This is a genomic window from Pseudarthrobacter lactosi (assembly GCF_055412785.1).
The window spans coordinates 1,557,983-1,579,875 of the sequence record NZ_JBVAYS010000001.1 but is presented as its reverse complement, the minus strand read 5'-3'; the positions used below and the strand labels follow the sequence as shown (position 1 = coordinate 1,579,875).

Annotated in this window: 17 protein-coding genes and 2 tRNA genes; 13 read left to right on the top strand and 6 right to left on the bottom strand. The window is 66.1% G+C overall.

Annotated features, from left to right (window positions below):
• Positions 1–134 precede the first annotated feature (134 nt).
• The gene (locus ACZY0Q_RS07300) at positions 135–1,106 is read right to left on the bottom strand and encodes a DNA-3-methyladenine glycosylase family protein (RefSeq protein ID WP_463915477.1); all 972 of its coding nucleotides are present in this window, start codon (positions 1,104–1,106) and stop codon (positions 135–137) included.
• A gap of 131 nt (positions 1,107–1,237) precedes the next feature.
• On the opposite strand from ACZY0Q_RS07300, the gene ACZY0Q_RS07295 reads away from it, so the two are divergent.
• Genes ACZY0Q_RS07295 through ACZY0Q_RS07275 form a run of 5 tightly spaced genes read left to right on the top strand, consistent with a single transcriptional unit; the run spans position 1,238 to position 6,102 of the window.
• The gene (locus ACZY0Q_RS07295) at positions 1,238–1,630 is read left to right on the top strand and encodes a VOC family protein (RefSeq protein WP_463915476.1); all 393 of its coding nucleotides are present in this window, start codon (positions 1,238–1,240) and stop codon (positions 1,628–1,630) included.
• Between the two features lie 43 nt (positions 1,631–1,673).
• Positions 1,674–3,059 (top strand): cystathionine beta-synthase, encoded by a 1,386-nt coding sequence (locus ACZY0Q_RS07290; RefSeq protein ID WP_463915475.1) that lies wholly within the window; start codon positions 1,674–1,676, stop codon positions 3,057–3,059.
• 13 nt (positions 3,060–3,072) lie between these two features.
• Positions 3,073–4,233 (top strand): cystathionine gamma-synthase, encoded by a 1,161-nt coding sequence (locus tag ACZY0Q_RS07285; RefSeq protein ID WP_463915474.1) that lies wholly within the window; start codon positions 3,073–3,075, stop codon positions 4,231–4,233.
• A gap of 58 nt (positions 4,234–4,291) precedes the next feature.
• Positions 4,292–4,780: a winged helix-turn-helix transcriptional regulator gene (locus tag ACZY0Q_RS07280; RefSeq protein ID WP_463915473.1), complete on the top strand. Its 489-nt coding sequence runs from the start codon at positions 4,292–4,294 to the stop codon at positions 4,778–4,780.
• Positions 4,777–6,102: an MFS transporter gene (locus ACZY0Q_RS07275; RefSeq protein ID WP_463915472.1), complete on the top strand. Its 1,326-nt coding sequence runs from the start codon at positions 4,777–4,779 to the stop codon at positions 6,100–6,102. Before ACZY0Q_RS07280 ends, ACZY0Q_RS07275 begins: the two co-directional genes overlap by 4 nt.
• Before the next feature lie 76 nt (positions 6,103–6,178).
• On the opposite strand, the gene ACZY0Q_RS07270 is transcribed toward ACZY0Q_RS07275, so the two are convergent.
• Positions 6,179–9,340 (bottom strand): glycoside hydrolase family 2 TIM barrel-domain containing protein, encoded by a 3,162-nt coding sequence (locus ACZY0Q_RS07270; RefSeq protein ID WP_463915471.1) that lies wholly within the window; start codon positions 9,338–9,340, stop codon positions 6,179–6,181.
• Between the two features lie 172 nt (positions 9,341–9,512).
• Here ACZY0Q_RS07270 and ACZY0Q_RS07265 point away from each other — a divergent pair, with 172 nt between their 5' ends.
• The gene (locus ACZY0Q_RS07265) at positions 9,513–10,124 is read left to right on the top strand and encodes a TetR/AcrR family transcriptional regulator (protein ID WP_463915470.1); all 612 of its coding nucleotides are present in this window, start codon (positions 9,513–9,515) and stop codon (positions 10,122–10,124) included.
• A 92-nt stretch (positions 10,125–10,216) separates the two neighbouring features.
• On the opposite strand, the gene ACZY0Q_RS07260 is transcribed toward ACZY0Q_RS07265, so the two are convergent.
• Genes ACZY0Q_RS07260 through ACZY0Q_RS07245 form a run of 4 tightly spaced genes read right to left on the bottom strand, consistent with a single transcriptional unit; the run spans position 10,217 to position 14,818 of the window.
• A complete protein-coding gene (locus ACZY0Q_RS07260; protein WP_463915469.1) occupies positions 10,217–11,425 on the bottom strand; it encodes an acyl-CoA dehydrogenase family protein in 1,209 nt (402 codons plus the stop codon).
• Between the two features lie 9 nt (positions 11,426–11,434).
• Positions 11,435–12,961 (bottom strand): APC family permease, encoded by a 1,527-nt coding sequence (locus ACZY0Q_RS07255; protein ID WP_463915467.1) that lies wholly within the window; start codon positions 12,959–12,961, stop codon positions 11,435–11,437.
• 31 nt (positions 12,962–12,992) lie between these two features.
• Positions 12,993–14,222, bottom strand: a complete 1,230-nt coding sequence (locus tag ACZY0Q_RS07250) for a glutathionylspermidine synthase family protein (RefSeq protein ID WP_463915466.1) — start codon at positions 14,220–14,222, stop codon at positions 12,993–12,995.
• Between the two features lie 2 nt (positions 14,223–14,224).
• Complete coding sequence (locus ACZY0Q_RS07245; RefSeq protein ID WP_463915465.1) at positions 14,225–14,818, bottom strand: Tat pathway signal protein; 594 nt, start codon at positions 14,816–14,818, stop codon at positions 14,225–14,227.
• 169 nt (positions 14,819–14,987) lie between these two features.
• Here ACZY0Q_RS07245 and ACZY0Q_RS07240 point away from each other — a divergent pair, with 169 nt between their 5' ends.
• The 7 genes from ACZY0Q_RS07240 (at position 14,988) to ACZY0Q_RS07210 (ending at position 21,801) form a co-directional block, all read left to right on the top strand.
• Positions 14,988–15,644 carry an MOSC domain-containing protein gene (locus tag ACZY0Q_RS07240; protein ID WP_463915464.1) on the top strand — a complete coding sequence of 219 codons (657 nt, stop codon included), beginning with the start codon at positions 14,988–14,990 and terminating at the stop codon, positions 15,642–15,644.
• 407 nt (positions 15,645–16,051) lie between these two features.
• Positions 16,052–18,223, top strand: coding sequence for a DEAD/DEAH box helicase (locus ACZY0Q_RS07235; protein ID WP_463915463.1), 2,172 nt, complete (start codon positions 16,052–16,054; stop codon positions 18,221–18,223).
• 235 nt (positions 18,224–18,458) lie between these two features.
• Positions 18,459–18,530, top strand: a tRNA-Thr gene (locus tag ACZY0Q_RS07230).
• Positions 18,531–18,592: 62 nt separating this feature from the next.
• Positions 18,593–18,666 (top strand) — tRNA-Met (locus ACZY0Q_RS07225).
• Positions 18,667–18,836: 170 nt separating this feature from the next.
• Positions 18,837–19,394 carry a dihydrofolate reductase family protein gene (locus tag ACZY0Q_RS07220; protein ID WP_463915462.1) on the top strand — a complete coding sequence of 186 codons (558 nt, stop codon included), beginning with the start codon at positions 18,837–18,839 and terminating at the stop codon, positions 19,392–19,394.
• A gap of 74 nt (positions 19,395–19,468) precedes the next feature.
• A complete protein-coding gene (locus ACZY0Q_RS07215; RefSeq protein ID WP_463915461.1) occupies positions 19,469–20,125 on the top strand; it encodes an SDR family oxidoreductase in 657 nt (218 codons plus the stop codon).
• A gap of 104 nt (positions 20,126–20,229) precedes the next feature.
• Positions 20,230–21,801, top strand: a complete 1,572-nt coding sequence (locus ACZY0Q_RS07210; RefSeq protein WP_463915460.1) for a Na+/H+ antiporter — start codon at positions 20,230–20,232, stop codon at positions 21,799–21,801.
• Positions 21,802–21,893 lie beyond the last annotated feature (92 nt).

The following is a 21,893-nucleotide window of genomic DNA, read 5'->3' as shown; positions in this document are numbered from 1 at the left end:
GGCGCCACGCTATATCCAATCAGGGGCTCATCGCCAGAACCCACCGGGCCCGCCGCAACACCGACGCGGGGTCACTTTTCGCCCGATAAACCCCGATTATCGGGCGACAAGTGACCCCGCGTTGGTTTGGGTGGTCAGTGCCGGCGGTGGTCCTGGATGGTCATCCGCGGCCCGAACGTCGGTTTGCGGAAACCGCTCAGCCCGATCATCCGGACCACCCGCTGCCGGTGCCCGGTCCACGGTTCAAGCAGGGTCAGCATGCCGGCGTCGTCCGTGCGGCGGCCGGTGAGGGCGGCACCCACATACGCGGCGAGGTGGTAGTCGCCCACGGCGATGGAGTCCGGGCAGCCGTGGGTCCGCTGCACCACTTCGGCCGCGGTCCACACCCCGATACCGGGAATCACCTGCAGCTTTGCTGCCGCCTCCACGGCCGGCAAGGCGGCCAGGCGTTCAAGCGCGACGGCGGATCGCAGGGCCCGCATGACGGTCGCCGAACGCTGGGGTCCTACGCCGGCCTGGTGCCATTCCCAGGAGGGGATGCGCAGCCACTGCTCGGGGGTGGGCTGGAGGCGCAGCCCTTCCGGCGCGGAGGTTCCGGCCGCCGGAGCGGGTGAGCCGAACCGGTACATCAGGTACCGGTAGCCGCGCCGGGCCTCGATGACAGTGACCTTCTGCTCGAGGATGGTGGGCACGAGGCAATCAACCACGCGCCCGGTGGAGGGAAGTCGGACTGCCAGGTTCCGGCGTCGGGCGTCACGGACCAGCCGGGGGAGCGTCGCGTGGAAGGCCGGTTCGTCAAAAGCCGACCAGTCGTCCTCCGCACCCAGGAGGCGCGGCACCTCGGCGAGTCCGGCGGCGGAACCGGGACCCCAGGCCTGGGCATCAACAGTCCCGTCCGCCGCGGTGGTGAGGCGCAGCGTAACCGGGCCGTCCGGCGTCGTAAATGCTGTCCAGAACCAGCCCGGCCCGGACGAAAACGAGGGATCTCCGGTGCCCCGCAGGAGCGTGCCCAGCGTCTGGTGCAGGCTGTACGGGCCGTCCGGATGCCACCGCAGGGACGCATCCGCGGCGGCGGCAAGCCGGGCCGGAGCGTCAAGAATGGTCATGTACTCATGGTCCCACGGTGGGCTGACAACGCAGCTTCCAGAGCGCCTTTCAGACCGCAGATGCCAGGACTAGACTCCATCGTGTGGCGCGGGGCGTCCGTGCCTTCCCCTCGCATTCAAAGGAGCATGCAGTGGCTGGAGTTGTGCATTTCGAGATCCCCACGGAAAACAAAGAACGCGCCAACACCTTCTACCAAACAGCGTTTAATTGGAACCTGATCCCCATGCAGGGGATGGACTACACCAGCGCCATCACCACGCCGTCGGACGAACAGACAGGCATGCCCAGCACGCCCGGAGCGATCAACGGGGCCCTGTTCCCCCGCACGGAGAACCTCAAGACCCCCATCATCACCGTCGACGTGGAGGACGTGGACGCCGCCCTCGCGCAGGTCGAATCCGCCGGCGGTTCGGTGGCCCAGGCCAAGGACGCCGTTCCCGGCATGGGCTACTACGCCTATTTCACGGACACCGAAGGCAACGTTCTGGGCCTGTGGCAGACAGATTCCTCGGCGGGCAGCTGAGCCCCGGGCAGGACCTGTGGCGGCAGGCGGTAACTTTGTACCTATGAAGTACGCGCAGTCCGTCCTGGACCTCATCGGAAACACGCCGCTCATCAAGCTCAACCACGTGACGGAAGGCCTCAAAGCCACTGTCCTCGTCAAGCTGGAATACATCAATCCGGGCGGCTCCATCAAGGACCGCATCGCGGTGAAAATGATCGAAGAGGCCGAACGGACCGGCAAGCTCCTTCCCGGCGGGACCATCATTGAGCCGACGTCGGGCAACACCGGGGTGGGCCTGGCGCTCGTGGCCCAGCAAAAGGGCTACAAATGCATCTTCGTGGTGCCGGACAAGGTGGGCGAGGACAAGCGCGCCGTGCTTCAGGCGTATGGCGCCGAAGTAGTGGTCACCCCCACGTCCGTGGCCCCGGACAGCCCGCAGAGCTACTACAGCGTCTCGGACCGCCTGGTCACGGAAATTCCGGGCGCGTACAAGCCTGACCAGTTCTCCAACCCTGCCGCCCCAGGCAGCCACTACGAGTCCACAGGACCGGAGATCTGGCAGGACACGGACGGCACGGTGACGCACTGCGTGATCGGCGCCGGCACCGGCGGCACCATCACCGGCACCGGCCGTTTCCTCAAGGAGATCTCGGCGGGCCGTTCGGAGTCCGACGGCGGCCGGGTCAGGATCATCGGGGCGGACCCCGCGGGTTCGGTCTACTCCGGCGGCACCGGGCGCCCGTACTTCGTGGAGGGCGTCGGCGAGGACATGTGGCCGGCCAACTACGACAAATCCGTTCCGGACGAGGTCATCGCCGTCACCGACGCCGATTCCTTCGCCATGACCCGGCGGCTGGCCCGCGAGGAAGGGCTGCTGGTGGGCGGCTCGTCCGGCATGGCCGTGGTGGCTGCACTGCAGACCGCCCGCAACCTCCCCGAAAGCGCCGTGGTGGTGGTCATCCTCCCGGACTCCGGCCGCGGCTACCTGGCCAAGATCTTCAACGACCAGTGGATGCGTTCCTACGGCTTCCTCTCCGGCGGCGAAGAAGCGTCAGTGGGCGAGGTCATCAAAACCAAGAACGGCGAACTCCCGGACCTGGTGCACATCCACCCCAACGAGACGGTCCGCGACGTCATCACCATCATGAACGAGTTCGGCGTCAGCCACATCCCGGTCCTCTCGCAGGAACCGCCCGTGGTGATGGGCGAGGTCCTCGGCGCCGTTGACGAACGCACCCTGACCTCCAAGCTGTTCCGCGGCGAGGCCAAGCTGACGGACAAAATCTCCGAACACATGGGGCCCCGCCTGCCTGTCATCGGCTCACTGGAAACCATCTCCGCAGCCCGCGAGCTGCTCTCCGACGTGGACACCGTGATGGTGACGTTCGTCGGTGCTCCCGTGGGAATCCTCACCCGCCACGACCTACTCGCCTACCTCAGCAACTAGCTAAAGGAACTCCATGTCTGCAGAAAACCAGGGTTTCAACACGCGCGCCGTCCACGCCGGCCAGGCCTTCGAGCCCCGCACCGGCGCTGTGGTTCCGCCGGTGCACTTCAGCTCCACCTACGCCCAGGACGGCATCGGCGGCCTCCGCGACGGTTACGAATACGGCCGCGGCACCAACCCCACCCGTGACGCCCTGCAGGAGCAGCTCGCGGCCCTCGAAGGCGGAACCCACGCCTACTCCTTCAGCTCCGGCCTCGCGGCGGAGGACTCCCTGATCCGGGCGCTGACCAGGCCCGGCGACCACATTGTGCTCGGCAACGACGCCTACGGCGGCACGTACCGGCTCATCAACAGCGTGCTCGGCGACTGGGGGATCGGCAACACCCCCGTGGACATGGCGGACCTGGACGCAGTGCGCAAAGCCGTGGCCGCGAACAAGACCCGGTTCGTCTGGGTGGAGACTCCGTCCAACCCACTGATGAAGATCACCGATATTGCGGCGCTCGCTGCGGTAGCGCACGACGCCGGGGCCCTCCTCGTGGTGGACAACACCTTCGCGTCGCCCTACCTGCAGATCCCCCTCGCCTTGGGTGCCGACGTCGTGGTTCACTCCACCACCAAGTACATCGGCGGACACTCCGACGTAGTGGGCGGTGCCATTGTGGTCAAGGACGCGGAGCTCGCGGAGAAGATCGGCTTTATCCAGTTCGCGGTGGGCGCAGTGTCCGGCCCCATGGACGCGTTCCTCACCACCCGCGGCCTGAAGACCCTCGGCGTGCGCATGGACCGGCACAGCGACAACGGCCAGGCCGTGGCCGAATGGCTGCTGGAGCGTCCCGAGGTGGAGGCCGTCCTGTACCCGGGCCTGCCCTCCCACCCCGGCCATGAGCTGGCAAAGAAGCAGATGAAGAAGTTCGGCGGCATGGTGTCCGTCCAGTTCAAGGGCGGCGAGGCGGCGGCCCGCACGGTCGCGGAAAACACGTCGGTGTTCACCCTGGCGGAATCCCTGGGCGGCATTGAGTCTCTGATGAACTACCCCTCGGAGATGACGCACGCATCTGTCAAGGGGACGGAACTGGCTGTTCCCGTCAACCTGATCCGGCTCTCCTGCGGCATCGAAGACGTGGAAGACCTCATCGCCGACCTGGAGCGGGCTTTCAGCTTCCTCAAGTAGCAACTTTCCAATCAAGGGCACCCTGGCTTTCTTCAAGGAAGTTAGCTAGGGTGCCCTTATGGTACTCCGCTCCGACTGGTCCCAGCGCAACTGCAGCATGGCACGCGGTCTCGACATTTTGGGTGACCCCTGGAGCATGCTGGTGCTCCGCGAGGTCTTCTTCGGCAACGGGCGTTTCGACGCCATGAGGTCCCGGCTCGCCGTGGCGGACTCGGTGCTCACCAGGCGCCTGGCGGGCCTCATGGAGTCGGGGCTGCTCGAGAAGCAGGCGTACGACGACGGCGGCCGCCCCCGCCAGGAGTACGTCCTGACCCCGAAGGGTGAGGACGCCCTCCCGGTCCTGAACGCCGTGGTTTTGTGGGCGGAAAAGCACCTCCCGGCGCCCTCGGACCGGGCCCACATGTATGTCATCCATTCCGGCTGCGGCCAGCGGACCAGCTCCGCGGACACGTGCACAGGCTGCGGGGAGCGGCTGACGGCCGCCAACACCAGCTGGCACAGCCTCACCCGGACGGATGCTCCCGTGCAACTGGCCACCGCCGCATGAGCGCCACCGAAACAACCCGGCGCCGGCGCCTGCACCCCGCCTGGATCGTTGCGGCCGTCGCCTTCCTGGCCCTCGTGGGAGCTGCCGGATTCCGTGCCGCCCCGGGCGTCCTGATGGTGCCCCTGCAGCAGGAGTTCGGCTGGTCCACCACCGTTCTGTCCGCAGCCGTCAGCATCAACCTGGTGCTGTTTGGCCTGACTGCCCCCTTCGCCGCGGCCCTGATGGAAAGGTTCGGGATCCGGGCCGTCACCGCCACCGCCCTGGTGCTGATCGGCGCGGGCAGCGCGCTCACGGTGCTGGTCAACCAGTCCTGGCAGATCCTCCTGACCTGGGGCCTTTTGATTGGACTCGGCACAGGGTCCATGGCGCTCGTCTTCGCCGCCACCATCGCCAACACCTGGTTCTCCAAGAGCCGGGGCCTGGTGATCGGCATCCTCACCGCCGGCAGCGCCGCCGGCCAGCTGGTCTTCCTGCCGTTCATCGCGATGCTGGCCCAGGACCCGGGCTGGCGGCAGGCATCGCTGCTGATCGCCGCCGGCGCGCTGGCGGTGGTGCCGCTGGTGCTGAAGTTCCTCAAGAACTCACCGGCCGACGTCGGCGCCTTGCCTTACGGTGAAACGGCACCTGAGGAGGGAACGGCTGCGTCCCCGGCTGCGGAAGCAGACGCCGTGGACAGCGGGCGCAGCAGCAACGCCGCTGTGCGCGCCCTCCAGGTGCTCAAGCGGGCAAGCAAGGTGCGGACGTTCTGGGCGTTGGTGGCGGGTTTTGCGATCTGCGGCGCCACCACGAACGGGCTGATCGGCACCCACTTCATCCCCTCTGCCCACGACCACGGTATGCCCGAAACCACCGCGGCCGGGCTGCTCGCCGTCGTCGGGATCTTCGACATCGTGGGCACCATCGCCTCCGGCTGGCTGACCGACCGTTACAACCCCAAAATCCTGTTGGCGGTCTACTACCAGTTCCGGGGGATCGGGCTGCTGGTGCTGCCGCTGCTCCTGAGCGCCACCGTCCAGCCGAGCATGATCGTTTTTGTGGTGATCTACGGCCTGGACTGGGTGGCCACGGTGCCGCCCACCGCGGCCATCTGCCGGAAAACGTTCGGCGCGGATGGCAGCGTGGTGTTCGGGTGGGTGTTCGCGGCCCACCAGCTGGGCGCGGCCGCTGCTGCCCTCGGCGCCGGCGTCATCCGGGACGCCACCGGCCAGTACACCTATGCCTGGTTCGGCGCGGCGGCCATGTGCACCATCGCCGCCGTGATCAGCGCGACCATCCGCAAGGACGCCCCTGCCAAGGAGGCTGTCCGCGCCGGGGTTGCCTGACCCACCACCGGAACGCGAGATGGCACTTCGCAGCAGTCGCGGCGCCGGACCTTGCCACGAAATGCCATCTCGGCGGCTACCCGGCAGTCCCGATGCGCAGCGTCAGGGTGCGGGCCTCCGGTCGAAGCGCGAAGTCCGGCCAGACGTCCGGGCCGCAGGCCCGTGAACCCAATCCGTGCTGGGCAGCGTCCAGGTAGAGGTAGCTGTGCTCACTGGAAGGCAACTCGTGGGGATGGGCCGCGGCGCCGACCTCCTGCGCGGTGTGACGGGCCAGGGTGAAACCGGGCCGGCGCCCGCGGGCATCCGCCACGGTCTCGATTCTCAGCCACGGCGCACCCGCGTTGTTCAGCTCGAGTGAACGCACCGCACTGCGGTGCCCGCTCTCCTGGGGCTTCGCGTACCCAACGGTGAGGTCGTCGATTGCGGTCGAGTACCGACCGATCAGTGCGGCGCGCATGCTGTCCGGATACGATTCCCGGGGCCCGGTACCAAACCAGGAGGCGCCGTCCACGGAGCCGGGCAGATCGAACCTGACCCCGATGCGCGGCCAGATCATGTCCCAGCCGGCACTGGGAACGATGTCCAGTCGCAGCCACAGCTCCCCGTCCGCGAGCTGCCACTGCTCTTCGACCGTCACGGAGTCGGCGCTGTCCGCCGGCGCGTAGCGCGTCCGGACCACTACGGATTCGTTGTTCGCCGCGACTTTTTCCACGCGGGCAGTCAGGCGGTCCAGGCCTGCGTCCCGCCACACAGAGGCCGAAGCCGGGGCTGACACCCCGTTTCCGTTGTTCAGCCAGGGGTCGCCGAGGTCGTAACTGCCGCGGCCCGCTCCGCCGTCGTTGTCCGTCGGTGCGCGCCAGAGCTCCAAACGGGGACCGGCTACCGACAAGCCGCCAAGCGACAGAAGGCGTCCCTCCTCGAAAACGGCGGTCCCGAGGTTCACCGTTCCGGATCCGAAGGATTCGGCACCCGCAGACTCGCTCTTCAGGGAGCCGGTCCGGCCCGCAGAAGCCAGCGGGCGCGGTGCCTGAACTGACGGCGCGGGCGCCGAGAGATCCAGCTGGGCCGCTGAAATCACGTGCCCGGCCGGAGCCCACTCCGTGTTCTTGCGGAGAACGGCTTCGACGGTGAGCCAGTGCTCGCCGTTACGCGGGACTGCGAACTCCGGTAGTGCGAGGGTCACCGATTCGCCGGCCGCAAGGGCCTTGCCCGACGTTCCGGCCACTGCCAGTTCGCCCGAGTCGCTGCTGACCCCATCCACCTCCGTCCGCCACTGGAACACGACGTCGGACGCATCCGCCGAGTGCCGCAGATTGGCGACCGTCACGAATCGCCGGGTACCGCCGTCGGAGGCCGTTCCGTCGGGCACCTCGGTGCCGAAGCCCAAACGGATCGGCGCGACGATCTGCTTGTATTCGAACAATCCCGGGCTCGGCGTCGAATCGGAGAGGACCATCCCGTCCATGACGAAGTTGCCGTCGTGGATGACTTCGTTGAAATCCCCGCCATACGCGAAGAACTCGGTGCCGTCTTCCGTGCGTGTGCGGATGCCGTGGTCACGCCATTCCCAGACGAAACCACCGTGCAGCCGGGGGTAGCGGTCAACGAGGTCCTCATATTGGTCGATGGCACCGGGGCCGTTGCCCATCGCGTGGACGTACTCGCACAGGATGAAGGGTTTGGTCCGTTGGCGTGCCGACTCGGCGGCGGAACAGCCCAGCAGCAGCGCGCCGGAATCGTCGCGTCCGATCGCCTCGGTCTCGGGCACGGAGGAGTACATCCGCGAATAGACGTCGGTGTAGGCGCCGCTGTAGTCACCCTCATAGTGCACGGGGCGTCCGGTGTCACGGGCATGGGCCCACGCGGCCATGGCTGCGAGGTTGGCTCCCGTGCCGGCCTCGTTGCCGAGCGACCACATAACGATGGAGGGATGGTTCTTGTCGCGCTCAATAGTGCGCTCGATGCGGTCCACAAAGGCTTCGCGCCAGGCGGGATCGTCGCTGGGATTTCCGGCCCACTGCTGGGCGGTGAAGCCGTGGGTTTCGAGGTCGCACTCAAGTACCACCCAGAAACCCATTTCATCGGCCAGGTCCAGAAGCCGCGGATGGGGGGGATAGTGGCTGGTGCGGATCGCATTGATGTTGAACTGCTTCATGAGGGCCAGATCGGCGCGGGCAAACTCTTCGTCGAAGACACGGCCTCGGTCGGGATGGGTCTCATGCCGGTTCATGCCGTGGAACACCACCCGTCGGCCGTTCACCAGGAAGCGGTCGCCCACGATTTCCACCGTGCGGAACCCCAGTCGGAGGGAGAGCGTTTCGGCTGCGCTGCTCACCGTTGCGTCGTACAGTCGCGGGATCTCGGCGGACCACGGTTCGACGGCGTCGATCGCCACCGGTGCAACGTCCGCCGCCGAGTTCCACGTGACGTTGACGCCCAGCTCCGGCACGGACAGCGTCACCGGGAAGGCTTCGCTGGTAGCCGTGATTTCAGGGTCAATCGTGCCGGCGCCGGAATCACCGGAGCCGCTGAACGAGGTGCGTAGCCAGACGTCGTCGATGCCGCCTGCCGGCCGTGCCTGAAGCGTCACGTCGCGGAAGATGCCGGGCAGCCACCACTGGTCCTGGTCTTCGACGTAGCTTGACGCCGACCACTGATGCACCCGCACGGCCAGCACGTTCGATCCCGGACGCACCGCGTCCGTGACGTCGAACTCCTGGGCCAGCCGGCTCCCGACGCCGACGCCGATCGGAACGCCGTTGAGCCACACCTTGTAGCGCGATTCAACGCCGTCGAACCGCAGCAGGATCCGCTCGGCTTCGGTCCATGATTCCGGCAGTTCGAACGTGCGCCGGTAGTCGCCGGTGGGATTCTCGTCGGGCACGTTGGGCGCATCGGTGGGGAAAGGAAAACGGACATTCGTATAGATGGGCCGCCCATAGCGACCGTCGCCTTCCATTACCCAGTGGGCCGGGACGGCGATCTGGTCCCACGATGAGTCATTGAAGGTCTCCTCGGCGATGGCCTCCACAGCCTCGCCGGCGGGCAGGACGCCGCGGCCTCCGGGGGTTCCGGGTGCGCCGGGGAGTAGCCGGAAGCGCCACTTGCCGTTGAGTGACTGGGTGGGAGCATCGCTGTGCAGCCAGGAACGGGCGGCTGTCCGCAAGCCCGAGCCTGGTCCGCGGTCGATGATGTAGGAAACATCGGCGGTGCGCGCGGATGCTGTGGACTGGGACATTACTTGATTGCTCCTTCTGTAAGCCCGAGCGCCAGAAACGCTGCAGGACCACCATGGCAAGTTTGTGAGGTCCAGCACATCCGGGACCGATACGAGAAAGGCTAACACAAAATTCGAGTAGTCACTCGAGTTTTGATCCTGTCTGCTAAATCCGCCTGTACACTGACTTGCCATGACCACAAACGAGGTGAGCCGCCCGTCCCGGCGGGGACCATATGCGAAGTCCACGGAACGCCGGCAGGCCATCCTTGTTGCCGCGCACGCCGTCTTTGCGGCCCGCGGGTACCGCGGCGGCTCCTTGCAGGACGTTGCAGACCACGTCGGAATGAGCCAGACGAGCCTCTTGCATTACTTCCCGTCGAAAAGTGATCTGCTGCTTGCCGTGCTCGATTGGCGCGACTCGATATCCGGGGATGGCACAACGCCTCCCGATCCCGAGGAAACGCTCGTGGACGCCGTGATCCGCCAGGCACGCTTCAACGAAGAGGTCCCTGGCGTCATTGAGTTGTACACCGTGCTGTGCGCGGAATCCGTCACGGACGGCCATCCGGGGCGCGAATTCTTCACCGAACGATTTGAACGGCTGCGGCGGAGCTACGCCCAGCGGTTCACTCAGCTCGCCCAGGAAGGGCGGCTTCGCCCCGGCGTCGAGCCGGAAGCCGCCGCGGCATCGTTGATTGCCCTGTGGGACGGGATCCAGACACAGTGGCTGCTGGCGCCCGGCAGCGTCGACATGGCAGGGTGCCTTCGTGGCTACCTCGAACTGGTCATCCTGCCCGAATAACCGCCGTAGGATCCCAACTAGGTAGCACTAACTGTCGTTATGAGCCCTCATAACGACAGTTAGTGCTACCTAGTTGGGAGGGCCGGACGGGTTTACCGGAACGCGCCGATGCCCGTGATGTGCTGGCCCAGGACCAGCATGTGGACCTCGTCGGTACCCTCGTAGGTGCGGACGGACTCCAGGTTGGCAGCGTGCCGGAGCGGTGAATAGTCCAGCGTGATGCCGTTGCCGCCGAGGATGGAGCGGGCTTCCCGGGCGATCTTTATGGCCTCGCGCACGTTGTTCAGCTTGCCCAGCGAGACCTGCTCGGGCCGCAGTTTTCTTTCGTCCTTGAGGCGCCCCAGGTAGTAGGCCAGCATGGTGCCCTTCTGGATCTCCAGCAGCATGTTCACCAGCTTCTCCTGCGTCAGCTGGTACCCGGCCAGCGGCTTGCCGAACTGCAGCCGGTCCTGCGAATACGCCAGGGCGGCCTCGTAGGAATCACGCGCGGCGCCCATGGCACCCCAGACGATCCCGTAGCGGGCCTCGTTCAGGCACGTAAACGGCCCGCGCAGGCCCATCGCCCCCGGCAGCATGGCCTCCGGACCCAGCCGGACGCCGTCGAACGTTATGTCACACTGGATGGAAGCGCGCATGGAGAGCTTCTGCACGATGGGCGTCGCGGTCACGCCGGGCGTGCCGGCCGGAACCAGGAAGCCGCGGACGCCGTCGTCGGTCTGGGCCCACACCACCATCACCCCGGCCACGGACGCCAGCCCGATCCAGCGCTTGGCGCCGTCCAGGACCCAGCCGGCGTTGTCCCCGGTACCCTCCCGGCGGGCAAAAGTGGTCATCGAGGACGGATCGGAACCCGCCGTGGGTTCGGTCAGTGCGAAGCAGCCGATCACTTCGCCGGCGGCCATCCGGGGGAGCCACTCCTGCTTCTGGTCCTCCGAACCCCATTTGTGGATCGCCGTCATGGCCAGGGACCCCTGCACCGAGACGAAGGTCCGGATCCCGGAATCGCCGGCCTCAAGTTCCATCGCGGCCAGGCCGTATTCGACGGCGGAACGGCCGGGGCAGCCATACCCCTCAAGGTGCATCCCCAGGACGCCCAGCTCGCCGAGCTCGGGAGCGAGCTCCAGCGGAAAGACCGCATCGTCATACCAGCGGGCGATGTTTGGCTTGATCCGCTGGTCGGTGAAGTCGCGGATTCTCTGCCGAACTTCCAGCTCGTCCGAGCTCAGCAGCGCATCAAGGGCCAGGATGTCCGAAGGGTCCGGTGCGGCAGATACGTCGGCAGTGACATCAGCGTCGCTCATCTGAGTATCCTAGGCCGACGTCGAGCTGGCGGACGCCGCCGCCGGCTTCCCGGTGAAGTACTCCCGCGTTGATGGCAGGAACCGGCAGACAACGGCCAGGACAACGCCCAGGGCCAGGAGCACCACGCCGCTGACAAATGCCCCGCCGACGCCGAAGATCTGGGTGTCACCGTAGGCCGGATCCCACATCTGGACGGCGGAAATGAAGAACGCAGCGGTGAGGATCAGGGCCCCGAGCAGCGGAAGGATGCCGCGGAACCAGAGGTTGCGGGCCGATTCCCGGAAGGTGTCCCGGAAATACCAGAAGCACGCGAAGCCCGTGAGCGCGTAGTAGAACGCGATGAACAGGCTGATGGCGCTGATGGAATCGGAGAGCAGGTTCTCGCTGAGGAAGCTCATGGCCACGTAATACACCACGGCCGCTGCGCCCATGACCTGGGTGGAGAATCCGGGGGTCTGGTTGCGGGTGTGGACTTCGCCGAACTTCGGCGGCAGCGCGCCGTGCACCCCCATCGACAGGGTTCCACGGGCCGTAGGCAGGATGGTGGTCTGCGTGGAGGACAGGACCGAAGCCAGCACGGCCACCACGATCAACCAGCCCCACGGACCCAGGACCACGTCCTTCATGGCCAGGAAGACGTCGCTCTGGTTCGCTTCGTTGCCCAGGCCGATGCCCTCGGTCCCCACCGTGGCGTACATCATCACGAGGAGGGCTACCGAGACGTAGATGGCCACCAGGACAAAGGCTGAAATGACGGCGCCGCGCCCTGGCGTGGTGGTCGGGTTTTCGGTTTCTTCGTTTACGGCCAGGCAGGTATCCCAGCCCCAGTAGATGAACAGGGCAAGAAGTGACCCGTGCACCACGGCACCCGGATCAGCAAAGGCGCCGGCCGGGTTGAACCACTCAATATCGAACGCCTGGCCTTCGGGTGCCCCGCCCGCGATCCGCACAATGATGGCCAGTGCGAAAATTCCCAGCGCCACGTACTGCACGTAGGTGAGGACCCGCTGGACGTGCTCGCCCAGCCGGATGCCCCGGTAGTTCACCAGGGTCATAAAAACGATGAACAGCACGCCAGTGGCTGTGACCACCACCTTGTTTTCGGCCAGTGAGCCGTCGCCGATCAGCAGCCACAGGTACTGCCCTGCCACCTGGGCGAGGTTGGCCAGGACCACGATGCCGGCCAGGGCAACACCCCAGCCGCCCAGCCAGCCCGCCCACGGACCGAACGCCCGGCGGGACCAGGTGAACGTGGTGCCGCAGTCCGGCATGGCGCTGTTGAGCTCCCGGAAGGCGTAGGCGATGAACAGGACGGGGATGAACCCGAGGACCAGGATCAGCGGAGTGTAGTTTCCGTTGACGGCCACGATCAGGCCCAGCGTGGCAGCCAGCGAATACACGGGCGCCGTGGACGCGAGGCCGAGCATGACCGAGTCGCCGAGGTCCAGGATTCCCGCCCGGAGCCCTTTGGCGGGGACGGCACCGCCGGAGGGTCCGCCGGAAGCGCCGCCCGCCGTCCTCGTCTCCGCACTCATGCGGTCACCGGACTCGGGGATGTCAGGGGGCTCATAGGGCGATACCTGCCTTGTTTGATTTGCTGGATGTGCTGGACAGGGCCGCCGCCGAAAGCGGCGCCGCGGCGTCGATGGTGTTGGGCACAAAACGGCAGAAGTAGTCGGTGATGGGGCCGTCCGATTCGCGGATCCCGCAACCCACGGACTCCCCGTCCACCACCCAGAGGCCAAGGACGGGGTGGTTGCCGTCGAAGTCGGGCAGCGCGTGGAACTGCTGGTAGCACCAGCCCTCACGGCCGTACCCGCCCGGCTGCTCCAGGCTGATGCCCGGGGCGTGGATCTTGATGTTGTCGCCTTCGCGCCCGTGCAGCGGCTTGGCCACCCATTCCTTCAGGGGCCCGGGCTCGTTGAGGTAGGCGGGCAACAGGTTGGGGTGGTCCGGGTACAGGTGCCACAGCGCGGCCAGCAAGGCTTTGTTGGAGAGCAGCATCTTCCACGCAGGCTCCACCCAGCGCGGATTGTGTGCGCGCTGCAGCAGCCGGTGCCCGAAAGGCTCCTTCATCATCAGCTCCCACGGATACAGCTTGAACATGGTGCTGATCATGAAGTTATCCATGTCCACAAAGCGGTTCAGGTTGGGATCCCAGCCAATATCGGACATGTTGATGCCGACGGTGGTCCAGCCCGCCTGGCTGGCCACGTCCCGCATATACCCGGCCGTCATCCAGTCCTCGCCGGACTCCTCAGCCTCGGAATGGGCAATGTGGAGGGTGCTCATGCCGGTGCGGTACTGCATTTTCTTCCACTGCCGGATCAGGGCCTCGTGGATGCCGTTCCACTGGTCCTTTTCGGGGAACACGTCCTGCAGCCAGAACCACTGCGCGACGGCGGCCTCGATCAGGCCCGTGGGGGTGTCGGCGTTGTACTCCAGCATCTTGGCGGGTCCGTCCTGGCCGTCATAGATGAAGTCGAAGCGCCCATAGATATCCATGTCGGCGGCCTGCAACGACTCAGCCGCGAGCTCCAGCGCCTGCGGGCCGATGCCGATGTTCCCCATGGCGCCGGTGGCCAGGAACTTGGCTGCCTCCAGGCACATCTTGTGCATGTCCTCGGCCGTGACCTCAAGCGTCTCCACCTCATCCATGGTGAATTCGTAGTAGGCGGCCTCGTTCCAGTATTCGATCTTCTTGCCGTCGGGCATGGTGGTGGTGGAGAAGACCAGGCCCTGCTCTTCGATCTTCTGCTTCCAATCAGGCCTGGGCTTCGATAACAACCGCTTCACGCCTAGCCCCCCGTGCTTCCGCCTTTGGAGCTGCTGCCAAAGCCGCCCCTGCTGACCGTTCCGCCTTTGGTGCTGTACCCGGTGGATGCCTTGGCGCCGCTGGGGATGGTGTTGGTGTAGCTCGGGTACGAGGACCGGTTCTGGCCCACCCCGGGAACGCTGGCGCCGCGGGAGTAGAAGTACCACGCGTAGAGTGCACCGCTTCGTCCGGCCGAACTGTTGCACTGCGTATCTTCCACGCGCTCGCCGGTTTCGTCGTTGAAACAGACCTGGGCGTAGTCGGCCTCATCCTGGTTGCTGGCCACGACAGCGGTGATGGTGCCGGCCAAAAGGGCAGTGACGCCCAAACCCACCACAACTGTCCGCCGCTGGGAACGCTTCTTGCGCGTGGCCGCATCATGGGTCTGGCGCTCGCGGTCACGGGCGAAGGGATCAACTGTGGGAAGGGGTTCGTTCAGGAGTTCAGGGCGCAGTTCCGGCTTGGGAACCTGCCACGGCGGCGGCTTCTGCGCCCCCTGGTCCTTGCCTTGACCGGTGTCCTGGTCCTTTGCCTGGTCTTTGTCCGGACCGCTGCCTTGGTCCTTTTCCGGATCCATGACGTCCCCCCTTGGTAGTCCATGCTGAATGTGGGCGCAGCTGTCGCCGAAAGCTCAATCCTGAGTTCAGCCTAGCCGCTGCCCCGGCCGGCTGCGACCCGAAACCGGGGGAGAAGTCCCCATCCCGCCGCCCAGTCCCAATGCGGGCCCGGGAACCTACACTTGAGCCATGGAAACCGCATCTGTGCTTGCCATCTGCCGCGTCCACCAGCTCCTCGCCACTGAGGGAAGTGTGGGGGTCACGGCCATCGACAAGCGCCCGGTGGAGGGCCCGGTCCGCGTCCACCGGCTGGGCCTGCACGGCGATGTCCAGGCGGACCGGATCAGCCATGGTGGGGAGGACCAGGCCATCTACGCTTACTCCCAGGACGACGCGGACTATTGGGCCGGCGAGCTCCAGCGGGATCTCCCACCCGGCATGTTCGGGGAGAATCTTCGCGTGGCCGGCATCGAAACTACCGGGGCCACCATCGGAGAGCGGTGGAAGATCGGACTGGACGTGGAGCTGGAAGTCACCTCCCCGCGCACGCCCTGCGCCACGTTCCAACGGCGCCTGGACGAACCCCACTTCGTCAAACGCTTCACGGAGGCCGGGCGCGTGGGCGCCTATCTCAGGGTGATCCGCACTGGCAGCATCCAGGCCGGCGACCACATCCACCGCGTCTTTGTGCCCAAGCACGGCATCACAGTGGGCAAGTGGTTCAGCGAGCCAGACCTGGAGTCCATGGAAGTCCTCCGGGACGCCGACGCCGACGGCGAGATCCGCCTGCAGCAGCCCGAATTCGACCAGAAATTCGAAGCCCTGATCCGGCGGTCACGAGGGTAACAGCCCAGCTGGAGTGGCCGGCGGGGGAGCTATGTGCGCAAGCTCACCGCCGCCGTCGTACGTTCAATTAGCCGCAAAGCGGGTCCGTACCCTACACTAGAAATATCCCCCACTCCGGAAATCCCTTATTCCTGCCCAATTTTTGAGGCAGGACTGGCAAGTGTTGGGGCCCGCTAATGTGATGCGGGCATTTTCATAGGGAGAGCCGGCTAAAGAAAACGCTGTACAGACTGCTGAGATAGCAGCCAAGAGATGCAGCGGGAAGTCCTGCCACGGGATTGCGAAAGCGCCGGACTTCTAAGTGACCGGCCGGTCAATGTATGCCCGGCACCCACGGCACATTGTACTGCGGCTCCGCTCACCTCGGGTTGTGCCGCCTGGCCCCCTATGGATGAGGAAATTTCCCTATGCCCGAAAATCAAAATGACGCCACCGTTGAAGCAGTAACTGTCGAAACCGTCGCCGTCGAATTCACCGAGGCCGTTGCCCCCGCAGCAGAGCCCGCCGTCACTGAAGCCGAAGCCCCCGCCAAGGTTGAAGAAGCTCCCGTAGCCAAGGCCGAGGAAGCTAAGACAGAAGAAGCGCCCGCCAAGGCTGAGGAAGCCGAAGAAGAGGGCGTCAAGTTCGCCGATCTCGGCATCGATGCCCGCGTCCTCGCCGCCCTGCAGGATGTCGGCTACGAAAAGCCTTCCCCGATCCAGGCAGCAACCATCCCGCTGCTGCTCGAAGGCCGCGACGTTGTGGGCCTCGCCCAGACCGGCACCGGTAAGACTGCAGCATTCGCAGTACCGGCCCTGTCCCGCCTGGCCGAACTCCACGACCTCAACGGCCCGTCACGCAAGACCCAGGCCCTGGTCCTGGCTCCGACCCGCGAGCTCGCGCTCCAGGTTGCCGAGGCCTTCACCTCGTACGCCAAGCACATCGATGACTTCACCGTCCTCCCCGTCTACGGTGGCTCCGCTTACGGCCCCCAGCTCGCCGGCCTGCGCCGCGGTGCCCAGGTTGTTGTTGGTACTCCCGGCCGTGTGATCGACCACATCTCCAAGGGTTCCCTGGACCTGTCCGAGCTCCAGTACCTGGTGCTGGACGAGGCTGACGAAATGCTGCGCATGGGCTTCGCCGAAGACGTGGAGCAGATCTTCCAGCAGACCCCGTCGGACCGCCAGGTTGCGCTGTTCTCGGCCACCATGCCGAGCCAGATCCGCCGCATGTCCAAGCAGTACCTGAACAACCCGGCCGAGATCTCGGTCAAGTCCAAGACCACCACCGGCGCCAACACCCGCCAGCGGTACCTGCAGGTTATGGGCCCGCACAAGCTTGACGCCCTGACCCGCATCCTCGAGGTTGAAGAGTTCGACGGCGTCATCGCCTTCGTGCGCACCAAGATGGCCACCGAGGACCTGGCTGACAAGCTGAAGGCCCGCGGCTTCCAGGCTGCCGCCATCAACGGCGACATCCCGCAGCAGCAGCGCGAACGCACTGTCGAGGCGCTGAAGGAAGGCCGCATCGATATCCTGGTGGCCACCGACGTCGCGGCCCGTGGCCTTGACGTTGAGCGCATCAGCCACGTGGTCAACTACGACATCCCGCACGACACCGAGTCCTACGTGCACCGCATCGGCCGCACCGGCCGTGCAGGCCGTTCCGGCGACGCCATCCTGTTCATGACGCCGCGGGAGAAGTACCTGCTGCGTTCCATCGAGAAGGCCACCCGCCAGCCGGTGGAGCAGATGCACCTGCCCACGGCCGAGACCGTCAACACGCTACGCCTGGGCAAGTTCGCCGAGCGCATCACGGAGACCCTCGAGTCCGAGGACGTTGCAGCATTCCGCGACCTCATCTCCTCCTACGAGGAAGAGCACAACGTGCCGGCCTCGGAGATCGCTGCTGCGCTGGCCGTGATGGCCCAGGGTGGTCAGCCGCTGCTCGTCAAGGAACTGGCCGCAGCTCCTGATTTCCAGAAGCGCGAGCGCTCCAAGGACGGCTTCGGCTCACGTGGCCCGACCCGTACGCTCACCGAAGGCAATGCCACCTACCGGATCGCCGTCGGACGCCGCCAGCGCGTTATGCCGGGCTCCATCGTGGGCGCCATTGCCAACGAGGGCGGCATCTCCTCGGCCAACATCGGCGGCATCGACATTCGGGCCGACCACTCCCTCGTGGAGCTCCCGGCGGACCTCAGCGCCGACCAGCTGAAGGCGCTGTCCCGCACCCGGATCGGCGGCGAGCTGATCCACCTTGAGCTGGACAACGGCCGTTCACCAGCGAGCGACCGCGGCGGCGAGCGTGGCGGTTACCAGGGCAACCGTGGCGGCGGCGACCGCGGCGGCTACCAGGGCAACCGTGGCGGCGGCGACCGCGGCGGTTACTCCGGCGGTGGCGCCGGCGGCGGAGACCGTGGTGGCAACTTCAAGGGCAACGGCGGGTTCAAGAAGGAATTCCGCAAGACCGACGGCGAGCGTAGCTCCGCTGACCGTGGCGGCCGCTCCTTCAGCGACCGCAACGAGCGCGGCGCGGGCACGGACGCGGCACGCAAGCCGCGCACCGAAGGCGGCTTCAAACCCCGCAACAAGTGGTAACCACTGCTTCCTAACGTGAACTGGGAACGGGCCGGCTTTCTGCCGGCCCGTTCTGCTTTAACTTGGCCGCTTATGTTCGCTTGGTCACATCTCCTCAGGGATCCGTCGCCGGGCCGGTGCATGGTCCGCCCGAAGGCCCCAGGAAGCCCGTATTTCCGGCACTTTCGGCGCCTTTGACACCGTTCTGGAGCCGATTTGTTGGTGGCCAAATCTTCCGGTAGAGTATTTACTCGTTGCCCCCCTAGCTCAGTGGTAGAGCGCGTTCTTGGTAAGAACGAGGTCACCGGATCGATTCCGGTGGGGGGCTCTGGATGAGGGCCTGTGTCAAGGCGGTTTTTGACCGGCTTGACGCAGGTTTTTCTCATTCGTGGCGGTGTAGCTCAGTTGGTTAGAGCGCACGACTCATAATCGTGAGGTCGGGAGATCGAGCCTCCCCACCGCTACAGGCTAAGCCCCCGGAATCCCCGAGATTCCGGGGGCTTTTCTGTTGCCCGCGAGACCGGGTGGGCTATCTACTTGACCGCCGCCAACCTCTGGACCATGGCGCTGCAGTTCGCCATCAAATGAGGGGTGCGCCTATCCAACGGCGGGCGACGGCGCCACAATGGGGCGCATGGGCCAGCTCATCTACTCAGGAATCGTGTCCCTGGACGGTTACGTCGCGGACCGGGACGGCAACTTCAGCTGGAGCGAGCCGGACGAAGAAGTCCATACGTTCGTCAATGATCTCGAACGCGGTGTGGGCACCTACCTTTTCGGCCGCCGCATGTACCAGGTCATGTCGGCGTGGGAAACCTTCGATACTCCCGATCAGCCGGACTACATCCGGGACTTTGCGCGGGTCTGGCAAGGGGCAGACAAGGTTGTCTACTCCACTACGCTCACCGCCGCATCCACGGCCAACACCAGGATCGTGCGGACCTTCGACGCCGATGCAGTCAGGGACCTGAAGAAAGCCACCGAACGAAACATCAGCATCAGCGGACCCACCCTGGCCGCGGCCGCGCTCCGGGCCGGGCTGGTGGACGAATGCCTGCTGTTCCTCAATCCGGTGGCCGTGGGAGGGGGCCTGCGTTTCCTGCCGGACGGGCTGGGCCTGCGGCTGGAACTCCTTGAACAGCGCACGTTCGGAACCGGCGTGGTGTACCTCCGCTACCGCACGCTCTCCTGACGCCAGCCAGGACCGCTATCCACATAAGGCCGGCAAATGCGCAGGCCCGCCGCCGCGAGGGGCAGAATGGGGACATGACCAGCATCGTTATCATCGGCGGCCACGGCAAAGTGGCCCTCCATCTGTCCGCGCTTCTTACCACCGAAGGTCACACCGTCACGTCGATCATCCGCAACCCGGACCATGCGGCAGACGTTGCTGCAACCGGAGCCACGCCGTCGGTCCTGGACGTTGAGAATTCGACGACGGCGGAAATCGCCGACGCCCTCAGGGACCATGACGCCGTGGTCTGGTCCGCCGGGGCCGGGGGAGGAAGCCCGGAACGCACGTATGCGGTGGACCGGGACGCAGCCATCCGGTCGATGGATGCAGCGGCGGAGGCCGGCGTCGGGCGGTACATCATGGTGTCCTACCTGGGTGCGGGACCGGACCATGGAGTCCCGGCAGAAAACAGCTTTTTTGCCTACGCAGACGCCAAGGCAGCGGCGGATGAATACCTGCGTGGCACCACACTGGCCTGGACCATCCTGGGCCCTGGAACGCTGACGGACCAGCCGGGGACCGGGCTTATCGAGGTGGATCCGGGCCGGGAAGGCAGCGGGGCAACCTCCCGCAGCAACACGGCAAGCGTGGCAGCAGCCGTGCTGGACCTGCCCGAAACGGCGGGGAAGACCATCGAATTCCGTGACGGCACCCTGCCTATCGCCGCGGCGCTTGAGCCGCAGCCATAGCCGAAGGGACCGGATCAGGGTGCTGGCCCCGATAAGCTGAAACAGGCGGCAGGCGCCTCCGGCCGGACGGCAGGACAGGCCGCCTCCGTTGGGGAAGCAGGCACATGGATCAGTTGGCACTCATCATCGGACTCCTGCTGGCCACCGTGGTGGCTGTCGGGCTGGGGGACCGGTTGCGCCTGCCGTACCCGGTCCTGATGCTCCTCCTGGCAGTGGGACTCACCTTCATCCCGGGGTTCCCCGATCTGGACATCGCCCCTGAGCTGATCCTGCCCATCTTCTTGCCACCGTTGCTGTTCGCCACTGCCCAGCGCAGCTCCTGGGCGGTCTTCCGGGTCCGCTGGCGGACGCTCATCATGCTGGCGGTCGCGCTGGTGGTCATCACCACGGCCGTGGTGGCGGGCGCCGCCTGGCTCATGATTCCCGGGATTGGCATTCCCGCTGCCATCGCTCTGGGTGCCATGGTGGCACCGCCGGATCCTGTTGCCGTGGAGTCTGTCGCGGGCCGTGTCCATATGCCCCGGCGGCTCATTACGGTGCTGCAAAGCGAGGGCCTTTTCAACGACGCCGCCGCCATTGTCATCTTTCAGGCAGCGGTGGCCGCCGCGGTGGGTGGCACGAAGATCGGGCCCGACGTCGTCCTCAAGTTTGTCGTCGGAGCTGCTGTGGCCGTGGTGGCGGGCATAGCCATGGGCTGGCTGACTGCCGTCATCACCAGGCTGGTGGCCTCGATGGTGGCGCGCAGTGCGGTAACCCTCGTGGTGCCGTTCGCCGCCTACATCCTGGCCGAGGAAGTCCATGCCTCCGGGGTGATCGCCGTGGTGGTCACGGCCCTGGAGATGCAGCGGCATTCCCGGCCGCAGGACGCGGCCGAACGCGTCACGCGGACTGCCTTCTGGGACGTGGTGGAACTGCTGGTCACGGGACTGGCCTTCGGGCTGGTCGGCCTGGAAATCAGGCACGTCATCCAGGACGAGGGCACGGATATCTTCGGCATGCTGGGCGTGGCCGCGGTGGTGTGCGTGCTGGTGTTCGCGGTCCGGTTCCTCTGGCTGGCCCTCCTGGCCCTGGGCGGACGGAAACGCCAAAACGCCCTGCATCCCACCTCTGCCAAGGAAGTCCTGATCCTGACCTGGTGCGGCATGCGCGGGCTGGCCACCCTTGCGCTTGCGCTGGCGCTGCCGCTCACCCTGGCTGACGGGACGCCGTTCCCGGCCAGGGACTACCTGCTGGTGATCGCCTGCGCCGTCCTCCTGGCCACGCTGGTCCTGCCCGGACTGACACTGCCCTGGCTGATGCGCGTCCTGAATGCCTCCAACGACGGGACCGAGGAGCGTGACGCCGCCCGTGTCCTGGCCCAGCGGGCGCAGGCTGCCGCCGTGGCGGCCCTGAAGGAGCACGACCTCATGAAGGACCTGCCGCCTGAAAAGGTGGCACTCGTGAAGGAGAAAATGGGCCGCCTGCACGCCGAACTCCTGGACGGCAGTCTTCGGAACGAAAGCGTGGCCGATCTCCGCGTCCGGGGCCGCGGCCTGGCCATCGCGGTCCAGACCATCGCCCTGGATGCGGCGCGGCAGGAAGTTGTGCTGGCCCGCAATGAACCTGACATGGACCCCGAAGTGGCGGACAGGGTGTTGCGCCAGCTGGACCTGCGGACCATGATCATGCCGGAATGACGGAGCGCAACAAACAGAGCGCGAACGTACACTTGAGGCCCTGAGTCGACGATGTTTTGGGGCCTCAAGTGTACGTTCGCGCTCTATGCGGG

Excerpts from the sequence above, each read along its gene's own strand:
- ACZY0Q_RS07300 (WP_463915477.1), bottom strand. The coding sequence starts at position 1,106 with ATGACCATTCTTGACGCTCCGGCCCGGCTTGCCGCCGCCGCGGATGCG.
- ACZY0Q_RS07290 (WP_463915475.1), top strand. The coding sequence starts at position 1,674 with ATGAAGTACGCGCAGTCCGTCCTGGACCTCATCGGAAACACGCCGCTC.
- ACZY0Q_RS07285 (WP_463915474.1), top strand. The coding sequence starts at position 3,073 with ATGTCTGCAGAAAACCAGGGTTTCAACACGCGCGCCGTCCACGCCGGC.
- ACZY0Q_RS07280 (WP_463915473.1), top strand. The coding sequence starts at position 4,292 with ATGGTACTCCGCTCCGACTGGTCCCAGCGCAACTGCAGCATGGCACGC.
- ACZY0Q_RS07275 (WP_463915472.1), top strand. The coding sequence starts at position 4,777 with ATGAGCGCCACCGAAACAACCCGGCGCCGGCGCCTGCACCCCGCCTGG.
- ACZY0Q_RS07270 (WP_463915471.1), bottom strand. The coding sequence starts at position 9,340 with ATGTCCCAGTCCACAGCATCCGCGCGCACCGCCGATGTTTCCTACATC.
- ACZY0Q_RS07265 (WP_463915470.1), top strand. The coding sequence starts at position 9,513 with ATGACCACAAACGAGGTGAGCCGCCCGTCCCGGCGGGGACCATATGCG.
- ACZY0Q_RS07260 (WP_463915469.1), bottom strand. The coding sequence starts at position 11,425 with ATGAGCGACGCTGATGTCACTGCCGACGTATCTGCCGCACCGGACCCT.
- ACZY0Q_RS07255 (WP_463915467.1), bottom strand. The coding sequence starts at position 12,961 with ATGAGTGCGGAGACGAGGACGGCGGGCGGCGCTTCCGGCGGACCCTCC.
- ACZY0Q_RS07245 (WP_463915465.1), bottom strand. The coding sequence starts at position 14,818 with ATGGATCCGGAAAAGGACCAAGGCAGCGGTCCGGACAAAGACCAGGCA.
- ACZY0Q_RS07240 (WP_463915464.1), top strand. The coding sequence starts at position 14,988 with ATGGAAACCGCATCTGTGCTTGCCATCTGCCGCGTCCACCAGCTCCTC.
- ACZY0Q_RS07235 (WP_463915463.1), top strand. The coding sequence starts at position 16,052 with ATGCCCGAAAATCAAAATGACGCCACCGTTGAAGCAGTAACTGTCGAA.
- ACZY0Q_RS07220 (WP_463915462.1), top strand. The coding sequence starts at position 18,837 with ATGGGCCAGCTCATCTACTCAGGAATCGTGTCCCTGGACGGTTACGTC.
- ACZY0Q_RS07215 (WP_463915461.1), top strand. The coding sequence starts at position 19,469 with ATGACCAGCATCGTTATCATCGGCGGCCACGGCAAAGTGGCCCTCCAT.
- ACZY0Q_RS07210 (WP_463915460.1), top strand. The coding sequence starts at position 20,230 with ATGGATCAGTTGGCACTCATCATCGGACTCCTGCTGGCCACCGTGGTG.